General features: G+C 70.8%; 21 protein-coding genes. 17 read left to right on the top strand and 4 right to left on the bottom strand.

From position 1 onward, the window contains the following. The first annotated feature begins 1 nt into the window (after position 1). The 10 genes from ACYVC6_RS22220 (at position 2) to ACYVC6_RS22175 (ending at position 10492) form a co-directional block, all read left to right on the top strand. Complete coding sequence (locus ACYVC6_RS22220; RefSeq protein ID WP_460716740.1) at positions 2–706, top strand: ribonuclease HII; 705 nt, start codon at positions 2–4, stop codon at positions 704–706. Further along, positions 703–1014 carry a DUF2469 domain-containing protein gene (locus ACYVC6_RS22215; protein WP_460716738.1) on the top strand — a complete coding sequence of 104 codons (312 nt, stop codon included), beginning with the start codon at positions 703–705 and terminating at the stop codon, positions 1012–1014. The genes ACYVC6_RS22220 and ACYVC6_RS22215 overlap by 4 nt, the downstream gene beginning before the upstream one ends. Before the next feature lie 173 nt (positions 1015–1187). Further along, on the top strand, positions 1188–1682 hold the full coding sequence (locus ACYVC6_RS22210) for a TadE family protein (protein WP_460716737.1): 495 nt from the start codon (positions 1188–1190) through the stop codon (positions 1680–1682). Further along, positions 1682–3571 (top strand): pilus assembly protein TadG-related protein, encoded by a 1890-nt coding sequence (locus tag ACYVC6_RS22205; protein ID WP_460716735.1) that lies wholly within the window; start codon positions 1682–1684, stop codon positions 3569–3571. Before ACYVC6_RS22210 ends, ACYVC6_RS22205 begins: the two co-directional genes overlap by 1 nt. 164 nt (positions 3572–3735) lie before the next feature. Continuing rightward, positions 3736–4416: a TadE/TadG family type IV pilus assembly protein gene (locus ACYVC6_RS22200; protein ID WP_460716733.1), complete on the top strand. Its 681-nt coding sequence runs from the start codon at positions 3736–3738 to the stop codon at positions 4414–4416. A gap of 13 nt (positions 4417–4429) precedes the next feature. Continuing rightward, complete coding sequence (locus tag ACYVC6_RS22195; protein WP_460716732.1) at positions 4430–6298, top strand: pilus assembly protein TadG-related protein; 1869 nt, start codon at positions 4430–4432, stop codon at positions 6296–6298. A 140-nt stretch (positions 6299–6438) separates the two neighbouring features. Beyond that, positions 6439–6804, top strand: a complete 366-nt coding sequence (locus ACYVC6_RS22190) for a YraN family protein (protein WP_460716731.1) — start codon at positions 6439–6441, stop codon at positions 6802–6804. Beyond that, positions 6804–8390 carry a YifB family Mg chelatase-like AAA ATPase gene (locus ACYVC6_RS22185; RefSeq protein ID WP_460716730.1) on the top strand — a complete coding sequence of 529 codons (1587 nt, stop codon included), beginning with the start codon at positions 6804–6806 and terminating at the stop codon, positions 8388–8390. Before ACYVC6_RS22190 ends, ACYVC6_RS22185 begins: the two co-directional genes overlap by 1 nt. Continuing rightward, the gene (gene dprA / locus ACYVC6_RS22180) at positions 8387–9541 is read left to right on the top strand and encodes a DNA-processing protein DprA (RefSeq protein WP_460716729.1); all 1155 of its coding nucleotides are present in this window, start codon (positions 8387–8389) and stop codon (positions 9539–9541) included. Before ACYVC6_RS22185 ends, dprA begins: the two co-directional genes overlap by 4 nt. A gap of 51 nt (positions 9542–9592) precedes the next feature. After that, positions 9593–10492 (top strand): tyrosine recombinase XerC, encoded by a 900-nt coding sequence (locus tag ACYVC6_RS22175; RefSeq protein ID WP_460716835.1) that lies wholly within the window; start codon positions 9593–9595, stop codon positions 10490–10492. On the opposite strand, the gene ACYVC6_RS22170 is transcribed toward ACYVC6_RS22175, so the two are convergent. Next, on the bottom strand, positions 10440–11018 hold the full coding sequence (locus ACYVC6_RS22170; RefSeq protein ID WP_460716728.1) for a M23 family metallopeptidase: 579 nt from the start codon (positions 11016–11018) through the stop codon (positions 10440–10442). The genes ACYVC6_RS22175 and ACYVC6_RS22170 overlap by 53 nt on opposite strands. 413 nt (positions 11019–11431) lie before the next feature. Here ACYVC6_RS22170 and rpsB point away from each other — a divergent pair, with 413 nt between their 5' ends. The 7 genes from rpsB to rlmN all read left to right on the top strand — a co-directional run bounded on the left by rpsB (position 11432) and on the right by rlmN (position 17283). Further along, positions 11432–12529, top strand: coding sequence for a 30S ribosomal protein S2 (gene rpsB / locus ACYVC6_RS22165; protein ID WP_460716727.1), 1098 nt, complete (start codon positions 11432–11434; stop codon positions 12527–12529). 45 nt (positions 12530–12574) lie between these two features. After that, positions 12575–13387 carry a translation elongation factor Ts gene (tsf, locus tag ACYVC6_RS22160; RefSeq protein WP_460716726.1) on the top strand — a complete coding sequence of 271 codons (813 nt, stop codon included), beginning with the start codon at positions 12575–12577 and terminating at the stop codon, positions 13385–13387. A 55-nt stretch (positions 13388–13442) separates the two neighbouring features. Then, complete coding sequence (gene pyrH / locus ACYVC6_RS22155) at positions 13443–14165, top strand: UMP kinase (protein ID WP_460716725.1); 723 nt, start codon at positions 13443–13445, stop codon at positions 14163–14165. A 48-nt stretch (positions 14166–14213) separates the two neighbouring features. Beyond that, the gene (gene frr / locus ACYVC6_RS22150) at positions 14214–14768 is read left to right on the top strand and encodes a ribosome recycling factor (protein WP_460716834.1); all 555 of its coding nucleotides are present in this window, start codon (positions 14214–14216) and stop codon (positions 14766–14768) included. Continuing rightward, positions 14765–15631 (top strand): phosphatidate cytidylyltransferase, encoded by an 867-nt coding sequence (locus ACYVC6_RS22145; RefSeq protein ID WP_460716724.1) that lies wholly within the window; start codon positions 14765–14767, stop codon positions 15629–15631. Before frr ends, ACYVC6_RS22145 begins: the two co-directional genes overlap by 4 nt. Positions 15632–15776: 145 nt before the next feature. Then, on the top strand, positions 15777–16142 hold the full coding sequence (locus ACYVC6_RS22140) for a hypothetical protein (protein WP_460716723.1): 366 nt from the start codon (positions 15777–15779) through the stop codon (positions 16140–16142). Next, positions 16129–17283 (top strand): dual-specificity RNA methyltransferase RlmN, encoded by a 1155-nt coding sequence (gene rlmN, locus ACYVC6_RS22135; protein ID WP_460716722.1) that lies wholly within the window; start codon positions 16129–16131, stop codon positions 17281–17283. Before ACYVC6_RS22140 ends, rlmN begins: the two co-directional genes overlap by 14 nt. Positions 17284–17392: 109 nt before the next feature. Here rlmN and ACYVC6_RS22130 read toward each other — a convergent pair whose 3' ends face one another. The 3 genes from ACYVC6_RS22130 to ACYVC6_RS22120 are packed head-to-tail and all read right to left on the bottom strand — an operon-like array spanning position 17393 to position 21154. Then, positions 17393–19096 (bottom strand): TIGR03767 family metallophosphoesterase, encoded by a 1704-nt coding sequence (locus tag ACYVC6_RS22130; RefSeq protein WP_460716721.1) that lies wholly within the window; start codon positions 19094–19096, stop codon positions 17393–17395. A 27-nt stretch (positions 19097–19123) separates the two neighbouring features. Then, the gene (locus ACYVC6_RS22125) at positions 19124–20212 is read right to left on the bottom strand and encodes an LOG family protein (RefSeq protein ID WP_460716720.1); all 1089 of its coding nucleotides are present in this window, start codon (positions 20210–20212) and stop codon (positions 19124–19126) included. Beyond that, on the bottom strand, positions 20213–21154 hold the full coding sequence (locus tag ACYVC6_RS22120) for a serine protein kinase RIO (protein WP_460716719.1): 942 nt from the start codon (positions 21152–21154) through the stop codon (positions 20213–20215). Positions 21155–21321 lie beyond the last annotated feature (167 nt).

Raw genomic sequence — 21321 nt, 5'->3', positions numbered from 1 at the left:
CATGAGCACACTGCCTCGGGGTGCCACGGTCCGTCGCGACGCGGGCCTCTACGGCTACGAGCGTGCTCTGCGCCGGCACGGTGTCGAGGTGATCGCCGGCGTCGACGAGGCCGGGCGCGGGGCATGCGCCGGCCCGTTGGTTGCCGGCGCGGCCATCCTGCCGCCGGGCAAGGCCGGCATCGTCCCCGGTCTGGCCGACTCGAAGCTGCTGACCGAGAAGGCACGTGAGCGGGCCTACGCCCAGATCGTCAGGCGTGCCGTCTCCTGGTCGGTGGTCGTGATCTCCCACGACGACTGCGACCGCCTCGGGATGCACGTCGCCAACGTGGAGGCGCTGCGGCGGGCGGTGGCGAAGCTCACCGTTCCCCCGGACTACGTCCTGACCGACGGCTTCCCCGTCGACGGCCTCGGCGTGCCCGGCCTTGCGGTGTGGAAGGGCGACCGGGTCGCCGCCTGCATCGCCGCGGCCTCGGTGCTGGCCAAGGTCACCCGCGACCGGATCATGACCGAGCTCGACGCCGACTACCCGGCTTACGACTTCAAGACCCACAAGGGCTACATCACCGACGTCCACAGCGCCGCGCTCGAGGAGCACGGGCCGTGTCCGGTGCACCGGCGGCGGTTCGTCAACGTGCGACGCGCGGCGGGCCTCGAGCCGATGCTTGGCACGGAGATGGAGGATGGCCCCGTGAGGATGCTGCGGTGAGTGCGGAAGATCTCGAGAAGTACGAGACCGAGATGGAGCTCACGCTCTACCGCGAGTACCGCGACGTCGTGGGGATCTTCAAGTACGTCGTGGAGACCGACCGCCGCTTCTACCTGTGCAACCAGGTGGACGTGAAGGCCCGCAGCGAGGCGGGCGAGGTGTTCTTCGAGGTCTCGATCTCCGACGCCTGGGTGTGGGACATGTACCGGCCGGCCCGGTTCGCCAAGAGCGTCAAGGTGCTGACGTTCAAGGACGTCAACGTCGAGGAGCTCAACCAGGCGGACATCGACCTGCCCAAGCCCTCCTGACCGTCTCCGGGCCAGGGAGGTCTAGTCCGGCCACCGCCTGGACAAGCCGTCCCACATAGCCCTTTCGGACTATTCCACCCCTGGAATGACCAATAGTCTGTAACTGCGCCGTTACCGTTCTGTGCAGCGGTTGAGGGGCCGCTGTTGGTCTTTGGGGGAGCGAGGAAGTGCTCGTGGTGACGTGCGCACGGATTTCTCGGAGTACTCGGAACAAGAACGAGCGGGGGGCTGCCGCGGTCGAGTTCGCACTCGTCGCGCCCCTGCTCATCCTGCTGGTGATGGGCATCATCAGCTACGGCTACATGCTGAGCTTCCGCCAGGCGCTGAGCCAGGGCGCCGCCGAGGGCGCCCGCGCGGCCGCCGTGTCGCCGTTCCCCACCGCCGCCGACCGCCAGCAGGAGGGTCTCCACGCGCTCAACGAGGCGCTGGGCTCCTACGGCGTCAGCTGTGACGGCTACGCCGCCGGGTCGCATCTGCGCAAGGACGGCGCCGACGTCGGCACCTGCTCGGTGACGATCGGCTCCTGCACCAACGAGCCGACGAAGGACTGCGTCACCACCTCGCTCAACTACCGATACGAGGACAACCCGCTGACGCCGAGCTTCCCCGGAGTCGGCCTCGTGCTGCCCCAGGACCTCCGCTACGACGCCGTCGCGAGGACCAGCTGATGCGCCGGTCCAGAACGCGCGAGCGGCTGCGCTCCTCGTCGCGTGACGAACGGGGCGCCATCATCCCGATGATGGCGATGCTCCTGGTCGTCCTCATTCCCTCGACCGCGATCGCCGTCGACCTGGGGATGCAGCGCGTCGTACGCCGCGACCTCCAGGCCCTGGCCGACGTGGTGGCGCTCGACCTGGTGCGGCTGGTCGACGGCCGCACCGCCGCACAGATCCACAGCGGCTACAACGGCCACCCGACCCTGGCCGCCGCACAGGCCAAGAGTGTGGACCGCAACGCAGACGTGCTGGGCGACCTGCCGACCGTCACGGTGACGCTCGCCTTCATGGACCCCACCACCCATCGGCTCGAGACGGTGGTCGACCCCAATGGGCAGGCGCAGACCAGGGAGGCGACGGGGTCCGAGGTCCCCACCGCGCTGGAGGTGCGGGCGGAGGGTGGCATCGAGTTCGCCTTCGCGCCCGGGCGCGGGAGCGCGGCGCGGGTCGCCGTCGCGGTCCCGTCGCCGTCGACCTGCTTCCGGCTCGGCTCCTACGCCGTGGGCGTGGACCTGGACGACAGCAACCTGCTCAACGCGCTGATGCCCGAGCTGATCAACAACAGCACGTTCTCGAGCACCCTCGTGGGCTACCAGGGCCTCGCGGCCGCGGACATCGACCTGCTCGACCTGGTCGGTGTGAGCAGCCTCGGCGTCGCCTCCCCGGACGAGCTGCTGGAGCTTGGCGGGCTCACGCTCGGCCAGTTCTACGCGGCGATGGCGAGCGCGCTGCAGGCCAACGGTGGAGACACGGCGTCGGTCGCCCTGCTGCAGACGCTGAGCACCAAGGCGAACCTGACCAGCCACGTAGCCGTCAGGGACATGCTTGACATCGAGTCCGGCAACACCGCTGCGCTGGCGGCGTCGTTCAACGTCCTCGACCTCGTCGTCGGCGCGGCGTACGCCGCCAACGGGACCAACTCGCTGTCCGTGCCCGGCCTCGCCACCCAGGTGCCCGGGCTGACCGGCATGACCGCGTCGCTGCTCGTCGGCGACAAGCCCAAGCTGGCATGCGGCGGCGTCGGCGCCAGGGCCAGGACCGGGCAGGCCGACCTCACGCTGTCGGGCAACCTCGCCGATGTCTCGAGCAGCCTGACCGGGCCGAGCAGCCTGACCGCCAACCTCGGCCCGCTCGGCGGCGTCGTGGGTGGCCTGCTCACGGGCATCACGAGCGGCGTCGTCACCGGCGGGCCGATCACCGCGACGACGTACGTCGAGTCGGAGGTCCACCTCGCCCAGGCCGAGGGACTGCTCACCAGGATCGTGTGCGGCGACGCGACCTCGGCCGCCAACGCCGAGGGCATCGACGTCGCGGTGTCGGCTTCGGTGATGTCGTCGATGAGCACCCAGCAGACGGTGGCCATCAACGGCACGCTCAACCTGCGGATCACCACGCTGCTGGGCCTCGAGGTCAACATCGCGACGATCACCATCGACCTGTCCTCGATCCAGACGTCGTCCACCACGCAGGGAACTGCCACGAGCACCGTGTCGTTCCGTCACCCCGACGACGACTACGGCACCCCGAAGTCGATGGGCTCCGGCATCGTGCTCAACAACCTGGCTGCCCCGACCGTGAGCAGCAGCGCGCAGGTCCACGTCGACTTCAACCCCGGCTACGGCGTGGACGGTGACGTCGACGTCTCCGCCATCTCTGGACTGAACGGCGTGCTCAACGCGCTGCTGGCGACGGCGACCGGCAACGTCAACGCGATGGTCGTCAGCCCGCTCAACACACTGGTGACCCCGCAGCTCCAGCGCCAGGTGGGGGTCAGGGTGGGGGGCGCGGACCTGTTCGCCCTCCCGCGGCCCAGCTGCAACGACCCGGCGCTGGCTGGTTGATCTGGCTGGTTGATGCGGATCAGCCTGGAACGTGTGGGACTAGTCCTTTTGGTCAGTTCTCCGTAGTCCTACCCCAGTTACCAGCCGGTTCCGCCGATGCCGGACTCGCCGGCGTGCCAGCCTGAGAACCACATCTCGTGGGGCAGAAGGTCAGGAGGGCGACGGTGTTCGGGTCGACGTTCGTCGCACGCCGGCGCCTGCGCCTGCGCCGGCAGGAACGGGGTGCCGTGGCGCTCGAGGCAGCACTGGTCACCCCGATCCTGCTGCTGGTCGTTCTGGGGATCATCGAGCTCGGGTTCCTGATGCGCGACCACAACGTCGTCGTCTCCAACACCCGGGTCGGGGCCCGTATCGCCTCGACCGGCGCCGGAGCCGGACCGGGAACGTGCGTCTCCGGCCCCGAGGAGCCACCCTGCACGCCGCAGAGTGCGCCCGCTCTGGCCCAGATGGCCGCAGACGCGATCCAGCGCAGCGGCTCGGCGATGCCGGTCGACCAGATCCAGTACATCCTCGTCTACAAGGCCAACGACGAGGGATACCCCGGCTCCAACGGCAACACGACGATGCCGACCACCTGCTCGGGCTACACCAACTGCGTGCGGTTCGTGTGGCGGGACTCGGCCAACAAGTTCCGCTACGCCGGAGGGACGTGGGACAGCCGGACCATCAGTGCGTGCTTCCCCGGCACCGCGGCCAACCCCCTCGACCGGGTCGGCATCCAGCTGGTCGCCGAGCACAAGACGTTCACCGGCATGTTCGGTGACTCCCTGACTCTCGAGGACCACGCGGTCATGAACTTCGAGCCGCTGGCCACCCAGAGCTGCGCGAGCGGCGACCACTCATGAGGTGGATGCGGCCATGAGGTGGGTGCGGCGCAGGATCGCAGCCCTGGCCGACGCCCGGACGAAGGAGGGCGGCTACGCCGCCGTGTTCGTGGCCATCGTCGTGGCCAGCGGGTTCCTGTTCGCGATGGCGGCGGTCAGCGTCGACACCTCGCGGTGGTACGACGAGCGGGCGCGCGTCCAGAAGGCGGCCGACGCGGCCGCGCTGGCCGGGGTCCCCTACCTGCCCTACGACATGACAAACGCGACCGCCCGAGCCAAGGAGGTCGCCAAGCGCAACGGTTACGACGACGCGTCTCCGAACGTGGTCGTCCTGGTCGAGGTCGGTGAGCTCGCCAGCCAGCTGAAGGTCACGATCACCTCGCGCATCGACAACGAGTTCGGCCGGCTGATCGGCGTCGACGCCATCGACATCGCCATGACCGCCACCGCGGACTACAAAGGCCCCGCCCCGATGGGCAGCCCGTGCAACACCTTCGGCAACGAGCCCGACCCGGGGACCAACACGGGGTCGCCGAGCCCACAGGGAACCGCCCAGGGGGCGAGCCCCTTCCCGAACTGCTCGCGGACGCCCCAGTTCTGGGCCACCGTCGAGGGCCCCGAGACCGGCAAGCTGCAGGGTGACCGCTACCAGACGCGCGGCTGTGAGGCCAACGGAGCCGGGGTGCCGTCCGGCGGCGTGGACGGGTGCAGCGGAGGCGGCTGGGGCAACAACGACGAGTACGACCCGTTCGGCTACGTCTTCGTGGTGAAGGTCCAACCCGCCGCCGTCAACCAGACGATCAACCTTCAGCTCTACGACCCGATGTTCGTGACGGTGGGGCAGCGCTGTGAGCAGCTGCCGGATTCCTGGAACTTCGGCTGGGACACCAATCCCACCAACCCCTACACCCGCAACATCGACGCGCGCAGCCGCTACACCGACGACGGTCCGGGCTTCCAGTCCTACTGTCCCGGCGACTCCAACGCCGGAGCCGGCTCGGGAGCCAGCCCGAGGCACCCGCTGATCACGAGCTTCGTGCTGCGCCAGCAGGTGGACTCGCTGGACCCCAAGCTCGCTCCCGTGCAGAACGACACCGGCGGCTCGCCCTGCATCAAGCAGTACCAGGGCCTGCACCTCAGCGGCGAGATCTCGGCGAACAAGTTCAAGCAGGGCGCCAGCGGCTACGACGCCGACCTCGTGAAGTACTTCCACAACTGGGTGACGATGTGCTCGTTCACCCCCACCCGGGCCGGTGACTACTACCTGCAGGTCCGGACCAACGTCTCGCTCGGCTCGGGGTCGGGATACGAGCGGTCGGGCAGCAGTACCGCCGCCGCGCAGACCGGCAACACCACCTCGGGAGAGGGGTCCAACGGGTTCGCGATGCGCGCGGTCACGCCGGCAGGGCTGGAGAAGGAGGTCGCCGTCGCCGGCTACAACCACATGCCCATCTTCGTCAACGCCAACACCGCATCGCCGGTCTTCAACCTGATCCGGGTCCTCCCCGGCGCGGCCGGTCAGTCGATCTCCTTCAGCTACTTCGACGCCGGTGACGCCGCAGGGACCGGCTCGGTGCGGGTGCTGCCTCCCACGGACGCGACCGGCAGCATCACCACCAACCCGTTCCCCGGCGGCTGCACCGCCGCGGGTGGGTCGGCGGGCAGCGGCCAGACGCTGAGCAACTGCACCGCCCCGTTCGACAAGCAGCCCAACGGCTACTCGAAGAACAACGGCAAGACCGAGACGATCGTCATCCCGATCCCCACCGACTACTCGTGCAACTACAACACGTTCGGTGGCTGCTGGTACCGGGTCCAGATCGGCTTCGGCACCGGCACGGTCAACGACGTCACCACCTGGGACGCCACGATCATCGGAGACCCGGTCCGCCTCGTCAAGTGAGCAGCGGCTGACCCATCCACGGCCCCAACCGGCCACCTGCCGTCCACATCCCTGAGGTCCCGACGCCTGTCCACAGGGCCTTCGTACGGCCGGGGCTGAGGTCGCCGGCTCCCTCGATTCTCCTTCCCAGGAGGTCGGACATGACGACGGCGGCACAACGAGCGGCCCTGGGGGCCTACGGCGAACGGGTGGCAGCGACCCATCTGGTCGCGCAGGGCATGGTCGTTCTCGACCGCAACTGGCGGTGCGACCGCGGGGAGCTCGACCTGGTCCTGCGTGACGGGGACGTCCTCGTCGCCTGCGAGGTCAAGAGCAGGTCCTCGGCCGTGGCCGGCTCACCCCACGAGGCCGTGGACTCGCGCAAGCTGCAGCGGCTGCACGACCTGCTGTGGCTCTGGTGCGAGGCACACGGCCTCCGGCCGTGGGAGACGCGCGTCGACCTGGTCGCCGTTATGCGCGGGCCGCGGGGGCGCGCCCGCGTCGACCACGTGCGGGGGTTGTCCTGATGCCGTTCGCCACCACTCACTGCGTGTCCCTCGACGGCGCGACGGGTCACCTGATCGACGTCCAGGCAGACGTGTCGGCCGGCCAGGTCGCCACCGTGCTCGTCGGCCGGCCGGACGCCGCGCTCAACGAGTCGCGCGACCGGTGCCGGATGGCCATCATCAACAGCGGCTACGACTGGCCCAACACCCGGCGGACCACGATCCTGCTGTCACCGGCCGACCTGCCCAAGCGGGGCACCCACTTCGACCTGGCCATCGCTGTTGCGGTGCTCGGCGCGCTCGACGTCGTGCCGCACGAGTCGCTCGAGGACACGGCGTTCGTCGGTGAGCTGACCCTGGCCGGCGGACTGCGCTCGGTGCGTGGCGTCCTGCCGATGGTGCTCGCTGCGCGCGAACGGGGCGTGGTCAGGGTCTTCGTCCCTGAGCCACAGGTCAGCGAGGCCGTCCTGGCGGGCGGGGTCGAGGTCGTCGGGATGCGGTCCCTGCGCCAGGTCGTGGCCGAGCTGTGCGGTGATGAGGTGCCCGAGGCGCCGCCGGTGGCGGCGATGTCGGGCAGCCGGCTGCTGGCCTGGCGTGGTCGGGACCGCCTCGACGGCGTCGACATGGCCGACGTCCGCGGGATGGCCGACGCGCGGTTCGCGGCGGAGGTGGCGGCGGCCGGCGGCCACCACCTGCTGCTGTCAGGCCCCAAGGGGTCGGGCAAGACAACGCTGGCCGAGCGCATCCCAGGCCTCCTGCCTGACCTGACCCGCGAGGAGGCGGTCGAGCTCACCGCGTTGCACTCCCTCGCCGGGGCGCTGGAGCCCGGTGACGAGCTGATCACCCGTCCGCCCTACGCCGCGCCGCACCACGACGCCAGCAAAGCGGCCCTCGTGGGCGGCGGGAGCGGTCAAGTCAGGCCGGGCGAGATCAGCCGCGCCCACTGCGGAGTGCTCTTCATGGACGAGTTCCCGTTGTTCCGGACCGACGTCATCGACGCCCTGCGCGAGCCGCTGGAGAGCGGTGACATCACCATCGCCCGGGCCGAGGAGTCCGTGACCCTGCCGGCGCGCAGCCTGGTGGTGCTCGCGGCCAACCCCTGCCCCTGCGGCAACTTCGTGGTGTCCGCCGCGAAGTCCCGGTGCACCTGCGCAGAGACCCAGCGCCGCAACTACCAGTCACGGGTCCGCGGACCGATCACCGACCGGATCGACATCACGCGACACCTCACCCCGTTGACCCCGGCGCACACCGACGGGCTCTCCCGCCCCGAGTCCACGGCCGCGGTCCGCGCTCGGGTCCAGGCCGCGCGGCTGCGGCAGGAGGACCGCTACTCGGGGGAGGGCTGGCGCCTCAACGGCCAAGCGCCAGGACCGGCGCTCCGCGACCGCTGGCCGCTGGCGAGGCCCGCGCAGACACTGCTCGATCAGCAGATGTTCGGTGGTCGGCTGACCCAACGCGGCGCCGTCCGGGTCCACCGGATCGCCTGGACCCTCGCCGACCTCGCCGGGTTGGACCGGCCGGGGCTCGCGGAGGTCGACGTCGCCATCCGGCTCCGCGCGGGTGATCCGCTGATGGCCGCGACGGTCGCGAGGCAGGCCGGATGACCGGGGACCTCGAGCAGGAGCGTCTCGCCCGGCTGGCTCTGGCCCGCACCCGCGAGCCCGGCGACCTCTGGCTCGCGCACTCGGTGGAGAAGGTCGGTGCGATCGACCTCTACGAGCACCTGCGCTCCGGCCGGGGTCGGTCGGAGACGGCCACCGAGGTGGCGGGGCGCCTCGCCGACGTCGAGCCCGCGCGCGACCTCGACCGCGCCCGGCGCCTGGGCCTGCGGTTCGTGGTGCCCGGTGACGACGAGTGGCCCACGCAGGTGGACGACCTCGCGTTCGCCGAGCCCGGCAGCGAGGGCGGCGGGCCGCCGCTCGGCCTGTGGGCCCGCGGTCCCGTGCGGCTGGACGACCTCGGCCGGTCGGTGGCGCTCGTGGGGTCACGGTCGGCCACCACCTACGGGTCCGACGTGGCAGCCGAGATGGCCGCAGGGTGCGCAATCGAAGGATGGACGGTCGTCTCCGGTGCCGCAGTCGGGATCGACGTCGCGGCCCACCGCGGTGCGCTCGCCGCCGGTGGCCGCACGGTGGCCGTCCTCGCCTGTGGTGCCGACAAGGCATATCCCCAGGGCCACCAGCAGCTGCTCGACCACCTCGCCGCCGAGCACCTGGTCGTCTCAGAGACCGTCCCGGGCGGCGCGCCCCTCAAGCACCGGTTCCTGACTCGCAACCGCATCATCGTGGCCCTCGCGCGGGGTGTCGTCGTCGTAGAGGCGGCTGCCCGCAGCGGGGCCCTCAACAGCGCCGGCTGGGCCACCCGGCTCAACCGTCCGCTGATGGGCCTGCCGGGCCCGGTCACCAGCGCGGCCTCCGAGGGGGTCCACACGCTGCTGCGCAGCGGCCGGGCCACGGTGGCCACGTCCGCGGAGCACGTGCTCGAGGCGGTCGCCGAGATCGGCCAGCACGACGCCGCGGACCCGAGAGGGCCCGAACGCGCCGCCGACCGGCTCAGCCCGCGCCGGCGCCAGGTTCTCGAGGCCGTCCCGGCCGTGCGCGCCGCGGGTCTCGACTCGATAGCCCGTGTCGCCGGGCTGGGCACGAGTGAGGTGTCGGCGGCGCTGCACGAGCTGGCGGCGGGGGACCTGGTGGAGGCGGACGGCCGTGGATGGCGGCTGGCGCGGCGGCCGGGGCAGGAGGTCCCGCGTCACTAGCCTGGTCAGGTGACGACCGACGCCGCGGACGAGGCCGCGCTGCCCGAGGCAATGACGCGGGTGCTGGCCGACTACGAGCGTCACCTGGCCTCCGAGCGGGACCTGACTCCCCATACCGTCCGCGCGTACGTCGGAGACATCGCCGGCCTGCTGGACCACGCCGGCCGGCTCGGCCTGAGCGACGTGGCCGAACTCGACCTGCGCTCGCTTCGCAGCTGGCTGGCCCGCCAGCAGACCAGCGGGCTGTCCCGAACCACCCTGGCTCGGCGGGCCACCGCGGCTCGGGTCTTCACCGCGTGGCTGGCCCGCACCGGCCGCATCCGCTCCGACGTCGGAGCCAGTCTCGGGTCGCCGCGCTCGCGACGAACGCTGCCGTCCGTGCTGCGCGCCGACGAGGCCGCCGAGCTCGTGCGCGCCGCCGCGGAGCGGGCCGACGACGGGAGCCCCGCCGGTCTGCGTGACGTGGCCATGCTCGAGCTGCTCTACGCCACCGGCATCCGGGTCGGTGAGCTGGTGGGCCTCGACCTCGACGACCTGGACCGGGAACGCGACCTGGTCAGGGTGCTCGGCAAGGGCCGCAAGGAGCGCTCGGTGCCCTACGGCAGGCCCGCGCGGCGTGCCCTGGACGCGTGGCTGGCCACGGGTCGTCCGGCCCTGCGGACCGCCGGGTCCGGCCCGGCGCTCTTCCTGGGGGCCCGCGGCGGCCGGATCGACCAGCGCGCTGTTCGGACCATTGTCCATCGGCGGGTGGCCGACGTGCCGGGGGCTCCGGACATCGGCCCGCACGGGCTGCGGCACACCGCGGCCACCCACCTGCTGGAGGGTGGAGCAGACCTGAGGTCGGTGCAGGAGCTGCTGGGACACGCCTCCCTGGCGACCACCCAGCTCTACACCCACGTCACCACAGACCGCCTGCGAACCGCATACCGACAGGCGCACCCCCGAGCCTGAGACCGTTGACCGGCTCGTCCCGCCACAGCGGGAGCAGGCGCACCGGACCGAGGCCCACCAGCCGGAGCGGGTCGAGGTAGGTCTGGCCGGCGACCCAACCCCAGTGCAGACAGGCACGTGGGAAGCAGTGGGAGCCGCTGAGCTCCAAGGAACCCAGCATCGTCCCCGCCCCGACCTGCTGCCCCACGGTCACCGCGGCAGTCACCGGCTCGTAGGTGGTGCGGGTGGCCCCGTGGGCCACGACGACGACCCCTCGGCCCGCGACCAGCCCGGCGTAGGTGACCATGCCGGCCAGGGCGGAGTGCACCGGCTGGCCGGGTGCCCCGAGCAGGTCGACCCCTCGGTGCCCTGCCCCGTAGGGGAGCACGGGTGGGTCGAAGCCGCGCACGACCTCGGGCTCGGGTCGCAGCGGCCAGACCCCGACCGGGTCGGCATCGGCTGCGTCCGCGACCGGCGCGAACGGCCCGAGAAGGGAGAGCAAGGCGAGGGCGACCACGACGATGACGGCACGAGCCCGAGAGGTCATGGCCTGAGCATCGCCCTGGTCGGCGACCGTGGCCGGTGACCGCGGCGGCTACCTGGGGAGAACCACCGGCCGCAGGCGGCTGGGGAGAGGTGCTGGCGGATTCGCCTGGTGTGTCAGGGGTCGACTAGTCTGGAGGGCGCAGTGCGGAGGTTTCGCACTGACTTCGCACGCAGGCAGACCACGACGGTTCCGCACTCTGACGAAAGAGCGGGGACCGGCCACCCGTGGGCGTCGGCCTTCAGTCCCGGCCCAGGCACGATTTTGGGCCAGGGTCAGGCCGCGCGCAGGCGTCAGGGCGACCGGCACCCGCCGGCCGCAGGAACTGAACAACGACCGGGCTCCGACACCGGTGCGTCCTGCCAGCAAGACAAGGACGCGCAGACGGGGTCGTGCCCACACAGGAGAAGAACCACATGGCAGTCGTCACCATGCGCCAGCTGCTCGAGAGCGGCGTGCACTTCGGACACCAGACCCGTCGGTGGAACCCGAAGATGAAGCGCTTCATCATGACCGAGCGCAACGGCATCTACATCATCGACCTGCAGCAGTCGCTGGCCTACATCGACCGCTCCTACGCCTTCATCAAGGAGACCGTCGCCAAGGGCGGCACCGTGATGTTCGTCGGCACGAAGAAGCAGGCCCAGGAAGCCATCGCCGAGCAGGCGACCCGGGTCGGGATGCCCTACGTCAACCAGCGCTGGCTCGGTGGCATGCTCACCAACTTCCAGACGGTGCACCAGCGGATCAACCGCCTCAAGGAGCTCGACGAGATCGACTTCGACAACGTCGCCGGCTCCGGTCGCACCAAGAAGGAGCTCCTGCAGATGAAGCGGGAGCGCGACAAGCTCGACAAGACCCTCGGCGGCATCCGCGAGATGAGCCGTACGCCCGCCGCGGTGTGGGTCGTCGACACCAAGAAGGAGCACCTGGCGGTCGAGGAGGCCCGCAAGCTGCGGATCCCGATCATCGGCATCCTCGACACCAACTGCGACCCCGACGAGGTCGACTTCCCGATCCCGGGCAACGACGACGCCATCCGCGCCGTCGGCCTGCTGACCCGCGTGGTCGCCGACGCCGTCGCCGAGGGCCTGATCGCCCGGTCCGGCGCCGGCAGCACGACCGGTGACGTGGCGGCCGAGGAGCCCCTGGCCGAGTGGGAGCGCGAGCTCCTGGGTGGCGACGCCGAGGCCGCGGCCGAGGCTGCCACCTCCGCCGACGCGACAGCCGAGGTCGCGGCTTCCGAGGCCACCGGTGCCGCTGCGGAGGCCGAGCCGGCCGCCGAGGCCGCCGTGGCTGCGACCGAGCCGGCCGCTGAGGCTGCCCCCGAGGTTGCCCCCGAGGTTGCCACCGAGGAGCCGGTCGCTGAGGCTGCGCCCGAGGTTGCCACCGAGGAGCCGGCTGTCGAGGAGCCCGCTGCCGAGGCCGCACCCGAGGCCGCACCCGAGGCGGCACCTGAGGCGGCATCTGAGGCGGGGGCCACCGAGCCCGCCGCCGACGAGACCGCCTCCTGACGGCTCACCCCGAACCACGAACCAGAGAAGAGGGACTGGCCCCACATGGCTGACTTCACCGCTGCCGACGTCAAGAAGCTCCGGGAGCTGACCGGCGCCGGGATGATGGACTGCAAGAAGGCGCTCGACGAGACCGAGGGCGACTTCGACAAGGCTGTCGAGCTGCTCCGCATCAAGGGCGAAGCCAAGGCCGCCAAGCGCGGCGCCGAGCGCGAGGCGTCGGCCGGCCTGGTCGCGCACGCCCCCGGGGTGCTCGTCGAGCTCAAGAGTGAGACCGACTTCGTCGCCAAGAACGCCGAGTTCGTCGAGGCGGCCCAGAAGATCGCCGACGCCGCGGCCGCGGCCAAGCCTGGCGACGTCGAGGCCCTCAAGGCCCTCGAGGTCGACGGGTCGACGGTCGGTGAGATCGTCGACGGGCTGGCCGTGAGCATCGGCGAGAAGATCGAGCTCGGCCAGTACGTCGCCTTCGACGGCGACGTCGTCGCCTACATGCACAAGCGCGCGGCCGACCTGCCGCCCGCCGTGGGCGTGCTGGTCCAGTACGAGGGTGACGCCAGTGCCGCGCGTGGCGCGGCCATGCAGATCGCCGCGATGCGCCCGCAGTACCTCACCCGCGACGAGGTCCCCGCGGAGATCGTCGAGAAGGAGCGCGCGATCGCCGAAGCGACCTCGCGCGAGGAGGGCAAGCCGGAGCAGGCGATCGCCAAGATCACCGAGGGTCGGCTCAACGGCTTCTTCAAGGACGTCGTCCTGCTGGAGCAGTCGTCGGTGACCGAGAGCAAGAAGACCGTCAAGGCGGTGCTGGACGAGGCCGGGACGACCCTGGTCCGGTTCGCACGCTTCGAGGTCGGCGCCTGACAGACTCCGCCCAGGAGACCGCCGGACGACTCGACGTAGAGGGGAGCACGAGCAGATGACCCACGAGGGCAGCTACAAACGGGTCCTGCTGAAGCTCTCCGGTGAGGTGTTCGGCGGCGGCGAGGTCGGGGTCGACCCCGACGTGGTCGCCACGATCGCCCGCGAGATCGCCTCGGTGCAGCGCGCCGGGATCCAGATCGCCGTCGTGACCGGCGGGGGCAACTTCTTCCGCGGCGCCGAGCTCCAGCAGCGGGGCATGGACCGGGTGCGCGCCGACTACATGGGCATGCTCGGCATCGTCATGAACTGCCTGGCCCTGCAGGACTTCCTGGAGAAGCTCGGCATCGAGACCCGGGTGCAGACGGCCATCACCATGGGCCAGGTCGCCGAGCCCTACGTGCCGCGCCGCGCCATCCGGCACATGGAGAAGGGCCGGGTCGTGATCTTCGGCGCCGGCATGGGCATGCCGTTCTTCTCCACCGACACCGTCGCCGTCCAGCGTGCGCTGGAGAGCAAGTGCGAGGTCGTCCTCTACGACAAGTCCGGTGTGGACGGCATGTACACCGCCGACCCCAAGATCGACCCGACGGCCACCAAGATCGACGAGATCACCTACGACGAGGCGATCGCCCGCGGCCTCCAGGTCATGGACCAGACCGCGTTCACGCTCGCCAGCGAGAACAAGCTGCCGATGATCGTCTTCGGGATGGCCGACGAGGGCAGCATCCTGCGCGCCGTCCAGGGTGAGAGGATTGGCACCCTCGTCAGCCCCGGCTGAGCAGGGACCGACACAGCTGCACCTTCGACGAAGCAGGAGCCAGGCGTGATCAACGACATCCTCAACGAGGCCGACGGCAAGATGGACAAGTCGGTCGAAGCCACCCGCGAGGAGTTCGCCACGATCCGGGCCGGCCGCGCCACTCCGGCGATGTTCAGCAAGATCCTCGTCGACTACTACGGCACCCCGACGCCGCTGCAGCAGCTGGCGTCCTTCACCGCCCCCGAGGCGCGGATCATCATGGTGCAGCCCTACGACATGGGCGCGATGGCCAACGTCGAGAAGGCGATCCGCGACTCCGACCTGGGCGTCAACCCGGCCAACGACGGCAAGGTGCTGCGCTGCGTGTTCCCCGAGCTCACCGAGGACCGGCGCAAGGAATACATCAAGCTCGCGCGCCACAAGGCAGAGGACGGCCGGGTCGCCGTCCGCAACCTGCGCCGGACCGCCAAGCAGCACCTCGAGAAGCTCGAGAAGGACGGCGAGGTCGGCAAGGACGACGTCACCGGCGCGGAGAAGCGGCTCGACTCGATCACCAAGAAGCACACCGACGAGATCGACGACATGCTCAAGAACAAGGAAGCCGAGCTCCTCGAAGTATGACGACCGTTCCGCCGGCACCGGCCAGGGACCACGGCCGGGCCGGTCGGGACCTTCCCGCGGCCATCGGGTCCGCGGTCGTGCTCCTGGGTGCGATCGCGCTGTCCCTGTTCTTCTGGAAGACGGCGTTCATCGCGATCGTCGTCGTCGCGATCGTGGTGGCGATCTGGGAGCTGGGCAGGGGACTTCGGGCCCAGGGCATCGACCTCCCCGAGCAGCCGCTCATGGTCGGCGCGGTGGTCATGCTCGTCGTCGCCTACGTCTCCGGAGCTCCGGCCCTGGTCACCGCGACCGCCGTGACGGCGCTGGGCACGATGCTCTGGCTCCTGCGGCGGGGCATCGACGGCTACGTCAAGAACGCCACCGCTTCCGTCTTCACCGTCGTCTACCTTCCGTTCCTCGCCTCGTTCGTGGCCCTGCTGCTCGCCGAGGGCGGGCGGTCGGGTGCGGGCCTGGACGACAGGGGGGTCGCCGGCGTCATCACGTTCATCCTGGTGACCATCGCTTCGGACACCGGCGGCTACGTCGCGGGGGTGCTCTTCGGCAGGCACCCGATGGCTCCGGTGATCTCGCCCAAGAAGTCCTGGGAGGGCTTCGTGGGCTCGGTGGCGGCCACCATCGGTGCCGGGATCGTCCTCGTGGTCTACCTGCTCGAGGGCGACTGGTGGGTGGGTGTGGCCCTCGGTCTCATCGCGGCCGTGATGGCCACCCTCGGAGACCTGTGTGAGTCGGTCATGAAGCGCGACCTCGGGATCAAGGACATGAGCCAGGTCATCCCCGGTCACGGCGGCCTGATGGACCGGCTCGACTCCCTGCTCGCCACGGTCGCCCCGATCTGGCTGCTGCTCCATTACGCGGTCTTCTGATGGTCGCCGTCCGAGGCACGAGGACGGGACCATCGATGGTGGTCGAGCAGGCCGCGCGACCGAGGGACGAGGTCGCGACCGGCCGTGTCGAGACCTACCGCAGGATTCGCGCCTGACGTAGGTGCAAGCCCTACTCTTGGACACGATGAGCAGCGACGAGACCGAGGTCCGGGACCCGGTCGAGGAACAGTCCGGCGGCGACGGGCCGGACTGGTGGCATCGGGACCACCCGACCTTCTCGGCGCTGTCCGGCTTCTTCACCGGCCTGCTCTTCGTGCTCCTGGTGCCGGCGGTGTTCGTCGGCGTGCTCAGCCTGCTGGTCGACTACGACCGGGTGGAGGAGCTGTTCCCGCTCGTCCTGGTCACGCTGATCGTGCCGCTGGGGCTCGTCCTGACGCCCAGGTCCAGGCGGTTCGGCACCTACATGTGGGTCGGCATCGTCACCACGGCGATCGTGGTGGTGGGGGTAGGCGCCCTGGTGCTCTACGTGCTGGTCAATGGCGAGTCCTAGCCCCGGCAACGACGCCGGCGATGGTGTGCGGACCCTGCCACTGGTCTTCGACGAGCCTCGTGGGCGCGCCAAGCCCCCTCGCCACCTCGCCGACCTCGCCCCGGACGAGCGTGCTGCGCTCGCGGCCGAGCACGGGCTGCCGGCCTACCGGGCCAAGCAGCTCGCGACGCACTACTTCTCCCGGCTGGTCGACGACCCGGCCCAGATGACCGACCTGCCCGCGGCCACGCGCGACCAGCTGGTCGCGGCGTTCCTGCCGCCGCTGATGACACCGCTGCGGACCCTCGAGGCCGACCGCGGCACCACCCGCAAGACCCTCTGGAAGCTCTTCGACGGCGCTCTCGTCGAGTCCGTGCTGATGCGCTACCCCGACCGCGCTACGGTCTGCGTCTCCAGCCAAGCGGGCTGCGGCATGGCCTGCCCGTTCTGCGCCACCGGACAGGGTGGGCTGCAGCGCAACATGTCGACGGCCGAGATCGTGGAGCAGGTCGTCGCGGGCGCGCGGTCGATGTCCCGCGGCGAGGTGCCGGGCGGCCCGGGGCGGGTGTCCAACGTGGTGTTCATGGGCATGGGGGAGCCGCTGGCCAACTACAAGGCCGTGATCGGCGCCGTACGCCGCCTCGTCGACCCGGCGCCCGACGGGCTCGGCATGTCCGCACGCGGCATCACCGTCTCGACGGTCGGTCTGGTGCCACGGATCCGCCAGCTCACCGACGAGGGCATCCCGGTGACTCTCGCGCTGAGCCTGCACGCCCCCGACGACGAGCTGCGCAACGAGCTGGTCCCGATCAACACCAGGTTCTCGGTCGCGGAGACGGTCGAGGCGGCCTGGGACTACGCGCGGGTGACCAGGCGCCGCGTGTCGATCGAGTACGCCATGATGCGCGGCATCAACGACCAGGGGTGGCGGGCCGACCTGTTGGCCGACGTCCTCCGGTCCTACGGGGACTGGGGGTGGGTGCACGTCAACCTGATCCCGCTCAACCCGACGCCGGGCTCCAAGTGGACGGCGTCCGACCCCGCAGACGAGCGCGAGTTCGTGCGCCGGCTCGAGGCCAAGGGCATCCCGACGACGGTGCGCGACACCCGCGGCCGGGAGATCGATGGTGCCTGCGGCCAGCTGGCCGCGACCGAGGTCTGACGCAAGTCACTGCCTTCGCTGCGGAGGTCTCGACACGCTCCGTCGCGGCTTCGTTCCTCAGCCGCGGTCGCTGCTCGACCACCATTGCTGAGCTGCCCTCGTTCCTCGGTCAGCTCAGCGGGTTGCGGACCACCAGCTCGACGTTGCGGTCCTCGCGTTCACCGCGCGGGCCGTCGCCCGGGTGGTGCCAGTCGTTGGCCGCCAGCTCGCGGGCCAATGAGGCCAGCTGCCGGCTGGTGTCCAGCCGGCCACTCCACCGGCGGGTGCCGGCGTGGTCGACGACCGTGCTGAAGAGTGACAGCGTCCCGTCCCGGTTGTCGGCGACCTCGATGATCCGCGACTGCAGCGGCCAGTCGATGTGTGCCGCGGTGTTGATCTCCCAGAGGCCACCCCCACCGGGGCGCGGCCTCGGCCAGACCCGGTTCTGGTGGCTGTGGCCGTTGACCCAGGCGACGACGCACCGGTGCTCGAGCAGCAGGGTCAGCACCTCGTCGCCCAGGACTCGGCTCTCGGGGTCCTGGCCGGTGCCGACGAGAGGGTTGTCCATCGTCTGGGACGTGTGGTGGCTGAAGACGATGACGATCCGGTCGGCCGAGCGTTCCAGCTGGTCACCGAGCCAGGCGAACTGTGTGGAGTCGAGCGACCCGTTGGCGTAGCCGTTGGGGTTGACCGTGTCGAGCGCGACGAAGCGGACCCGGCCCTTGTCGAAGGAGTAGTAGGCCGTGCCGTCCGTGCGGTTGCGGGCGGTGAACCCGTGCCCGCGCGGCGCCCCGGTGGTCGTGAAGTGCTCGGCGACCAGCTGAGCCCGGTCCAGCAGCCGCCGCTGCGGGTCCGCCGTGACCCGGCGCACCGACGGGGTGCCGTCCAGCGCCTGAAGGAGAGCCGGCAGGTTGCCGGTGCTCATCGCGGCGATCAGGTCGGCGGTGCTCATCCCGGCGGGTGGCGAGATCATCTTCAGCTCGCCCACGGCGACCGCGTTGAGCTGGAGGGTCCTGATCGGGAAGTTGCCCTGCACCAGGCCGTCATGGTTGCCGAGCGCCGTGTACCACGGCATCGCCAGCCCGGCGGCCCGGAAGGGACGCCGGGCGGCGTCGAGCAACCCGGGGACCGTGGGGAACCCGCGCACCCGGCGCGGGATGTCGTCGGTCTTGCCCGGGGGCGTGCCGTGCGGGTGCCAGTAATGGGTGTCGTAGTAGGTCGGGTCCCCGTCGGCGACGCCCTCGTAGGTCGTGAGGTCGCCCGAGTCCGGGCGCACCGGCCCGCCGTCGAGGACGTCGATGTTCCAGCGGGTCTCGTTGAGCTGGCTGTTGTCGGAGTTGTCGCCGGTCTGGATCGCCAGCGCCAGCCGCTTGCCGGTGACCGGGCCGCGCCGGATCCGGTTGATCCTGCGGACCATCGCGTCGGCGATCTGGGCGGTGAGCATCTCGTGCGGGCGGTAGGCGGAGGTGAAGATGCCCGAGCTCGCCTCGGGCTCGTCGTCCTGGCGGTCGGTGAACTCGACGCGGAGCGGTGACTGGGCGTCGAGGACGTGCACGTCGGAGAGCTGGACGAAGGCCAGGAGCCCGCGGCGCCGCCGCCGGCGGCCAGGGCGGGGCCGGGCGCCGAGGTCGAGTCGGAGGACGTGCCGCTCGCCGGGCCCCCGGAGCAGTCGCTGGTAGCCACCGCCCGAGCCCTTGAGCAACGTGCGCTTCATCGTCGTACGCCGGGCGGCCGGCGTCAGCGCGTCCGCGGCCGGCACCGCCGAGCCGGCTACGCCCGCCCCGACCCCTGCGACCGCTCCGGTCCGCAGCAGGCCGCGCCTGGTGATCCTCATGCCCCGTGGTCCCTCGTCCTCAGCAGTTCATCTGCTCGTCATCAGCGCCGTGGCCTCCTCGACGGAGTCCACGAGGTGCACATGATCCTCCATGGCCTGGCCCCGGGCCAGGGCCTGGAGCAGCGGCCACGCGGGCAGCGTCTCGGTCCAGTAGCGGCGACCGACGAGCACCATCGAGGCCAGCGACGTCTCGTCGGCGTAGTAGTTCTCGCAGGCGTCCTGGAAGACCTCCTGCACCGTGCCGGCGGCACCCGGCAGGAAGACGATCCCCGCGTCGCACACCTCGAGCAGGATCGCCTCTCGGGTCGGGTTGCGCACGTACTTCGCGATCGCAGTGGCGAAGATGTTGCTGGGCTCGTGGCCGTAGTGCCAGGTCGGGATACCGAGCGTGTCCCGCGGCTTCCCGAGGTTGCCGTCGACGACCTCTCGTGCCGGAGCCAGCCAGGCGTCGACGGATGGGCGGAACGCGGGCGTCCTCGTCAGCCGCTCCACCGCATCCGCGAGTGCCTCTGGTGGGTTGCCGGCGAGCCGGGCGCCGAGGTTGGCGGCCTCCATCGCACCGGGGCCGCCGCCGGTCGCCACGGTCAGGGAGGCGCCGAGACCGTGGCCGAGCCGGGTCGCGTCGCGGTAGCTCGGGGCGTCTCGCTGCGCCGCGTGCCCACCCATCACCCCGACCAGGCGGCGTTCCGAGACCCAGGCCGCGAGGGCGTCGTCGATCGCGTGGTCGTGGAGGGTGCGCGCGAGCATGTCCTCCTGGCCCGCGCCATTCTGGGACCAGGAGAACGCGCTGGCGTCGTAGGAGTCCGTGTAGGACGCCGTGCCGTAGAGCTCCTCGGCGGTGTAGAGCCGCGAGCGGTACGGGTCGACCGGAACCCCGGTCAGTGCCGGGAGCACCAGTCCGCCGGCCGCCTCGAACCGCTCGGCGTCACCGTTGGCGAAGCGGCACCCCAGGAACGTCGCTCCCGCGACCCGGCGCTCCAGCAGCGCGTCGCCACGCTCGGTGAGGTCGACCCCGTGCAGCCGCCAGCCGTTGAGGGTGGTGGCGCCGTCGCCGAGGCGGTCGTCGAGGTCGTCAAGCGACTCGATGTGGACGATGCGGCCGCGGGTCCTCCTCATTCAGAAAGCATGAGCCATGAGCTCGCCGAACAGGTCATGCTCGTCGACGTCGAGGCCGCGCGAACGGAACCACGAACACACGTTGGCGCAGTCACGGAGCAGGTAGTCCATGCCGTTGACGTTGCCGACCAGGTCGACGACCTGGGGCATGTCGATCACCACGAGCCGCTGGCCGGCGGCGAGGATGTTGTAGGCCGAGAGGTCGCCGTGCACCATCCCCGCCTGGACGGTGGTGGCCAGGACGTCGCGCACCTGGTCGAAGTAGGACTCCAGGAGCGGTCGGTCCGGCCTGACCTGCGCCAACCGCGGCGCGGTGTCGAGGACCCCGTCGTCGTCCTCGACGGTGATCCACTCCATGAGGATCTCCTGCCCGTCGATCTGGACGGGGTAGGGGACCGGCAGGCCGAGCCCGTGCCAGCGCTTGAGCGCCTCCCACTCCGAGACCGCCCACTCACCGGCGGCGACCAGCTTGCCGAACGTGCTCTTGCGCTTGAGCGCGCGCTGGTCGCGCGACCGCTTCATGCTGCGGCCCTCGGTGTAGGCGGCCGAGCGGTGGAACGTGCGGTGCTCGGTGCTGCGATAGCGCTTGGCCGCCATCACCACACCGCGCTCGGGCTCCAGCGGGTCCGCACGCTCCACCAGGAAGACGTCGGCCTCCTTGCCGGTCTTGAGGATGCCGAGCTCGGTGTCGATCGCCCCGCGCGAGGTCACGACCCAGTCGGGGCGCGGCTCGGGGCCGCGGCACAGCGGCTCCACGTCGTACCAGGTGGTCCAGCGCTGGTTCTCGTCGTCGGGGTCGTCGTACTGCTCGAAGTCGATGCGGAACGACTCGTCGATGCCCTCGAGGGGATCCTCGATCGGGGACTCCGGCTCCGGGAGCCGGATCAGGTTGTCAGGGACGTACTCCCAGTCGGGGTCGTCCGAGGCGAAGCGTCGGGTCATGAGAAGTGGTGCTCCGTGAGGTGAGAGGGGTTCGGTCTGCGGGCAGGCCGAGGACAGTGATCGGCATGTCACGACTCCTCTCGGTCACGGGCACGAAGGCCCTGCGTGGCTTCATGGTCGTGGCAGGGCGGCGGGGTCCGCAACACGTTTACCCGTCGGATAGCGTC

The organism is Nocardioides dilutus, assembly GCF_054779555.1.
The sequence above is the reverse complement of the archived record's forward strand: the minus strand, read 5'-3'. Positions and strand labels throughout refer to the sequence as shown.

Bases quoted from the DNA above. Each gene is read 5' to 3' on its own strand.
- ACYVC6_RS22220 (WP_460716740.1), top strand. From the start codon at position 2: ATGAGCACACTGCCTCGGGGTGCCACGGTCCGTCGCGACGCGGGCCTC.
- ACYVC6_RS22205 (WP_460716735.1), top strand. From the start codon at position 1,682: ATGCGCCGGTCCAGAACGCGCGAGCGGCTGCGCTCCTCGTCGCGTGAC.
- ACYVC6_RS22195 (WP_460716732.1), top strand. From the start codon at position 4,430: ATGAGGTGGGTGCGGCGCAGGATCGCAGCCCTGGCCGACGCCCGGACG.
- ACYVC6_RS22190 (WP_460716731.1), top strand. From the start codon at position 6,439: ATGACGACGGCGGCACAACGAGCGGCCCTGGGGGCCTACGGCGAACGG.
- ACYVC6_RS22185 (WP_460716730.1), top strand. From the start codon at position 6,804: ATGCCGTTCGCCACCACTCACTGCGTGTCCCTCGACGGCGCGACGGGT.
- dprA (WP_460716729.1), top strand. From the start codon at position 8,387: ATGACCGGGGACCTCGAGCAGGAGCGTCTCGCCCGGCTGGCTCTGGCC.
- ACYVC6_RS22175 (WP_460716835.1), top strand. From the start codon at position 9,593: ATGACGCGGGTGCTGGCCGACTACGAGCGTCACCTGGCCTCCGAGCGG.
- ACYVC6_RS22170 (WP_460716728.1), bottom strand. From the start codon at position 11,018: ATGACCTCTCGGGCTCGTGCCGTCATCGTCGTGGTCGCCCTCGCCTTG.
- rpsB (WP_460716727.1), top strand. From the start codon at position 11,432: ATGGCAGTCGTCACCATGCGCCAGCTGCTCGAGAGCGGCGTGCACTTC.
- tsf (WP_460716726.1), top strand. From the start codon at position 12,575: ATGGCTGACTTCACCGCTGCCGACGTCAAGAAGCTCCGGGAGCTGACC.
- pyrH (WP_460716725.1), top strand. From the start codon at position 13,443: ATGACCCACGAGGGCAGCTACAAACGGGTCCTGCTGAAGCTCTCCGGT.
- ACYVC6_RS22145 (WP_460716724.1), top strand. From the start codon at position 14,765: ATGACGACCGTTCCGCCGGCACCGGCCAGGGACCACGGCCGGGCCGGT.
- ACYVC6_RS22140 (WP_460716723.1), top strand. From the start codon at position 15,777: ATGAGCAGCGACGAGACCGAGGTCCGGGACCCGGTCGAGGAACAGTCC.
- rlmN (WP_460716722.1), top strand. From the start codon at position 16,129: ATGGCGAGTCCTAGCCCCGGCAACGACGCCGGCGATGGTGTGCGGACC.
- ACYVC6_RS22130 (WP_460716721.1), bottom strand. From the start codon at position 19,096: ATGAGGATCACCAGGCGCGGCCTGCTGCGGACCGGAGCGGTCGCAGGG.
- ACYVC6_RS22125 (WP_460716720.1), bottom strand. From the start codon at position 20,212: ATGAGGAGGACCCGCGGCCGCATCGTCCACATCGAGTCGCTTGACGAC.
- ACYVC6_RS22120 (WP_460716719.1), bottom strand. From the start codon at position 21,154: ATGACCCGACGCTTCGCCTCGGACGACCCCGACTGGGAGTACGTCCCT.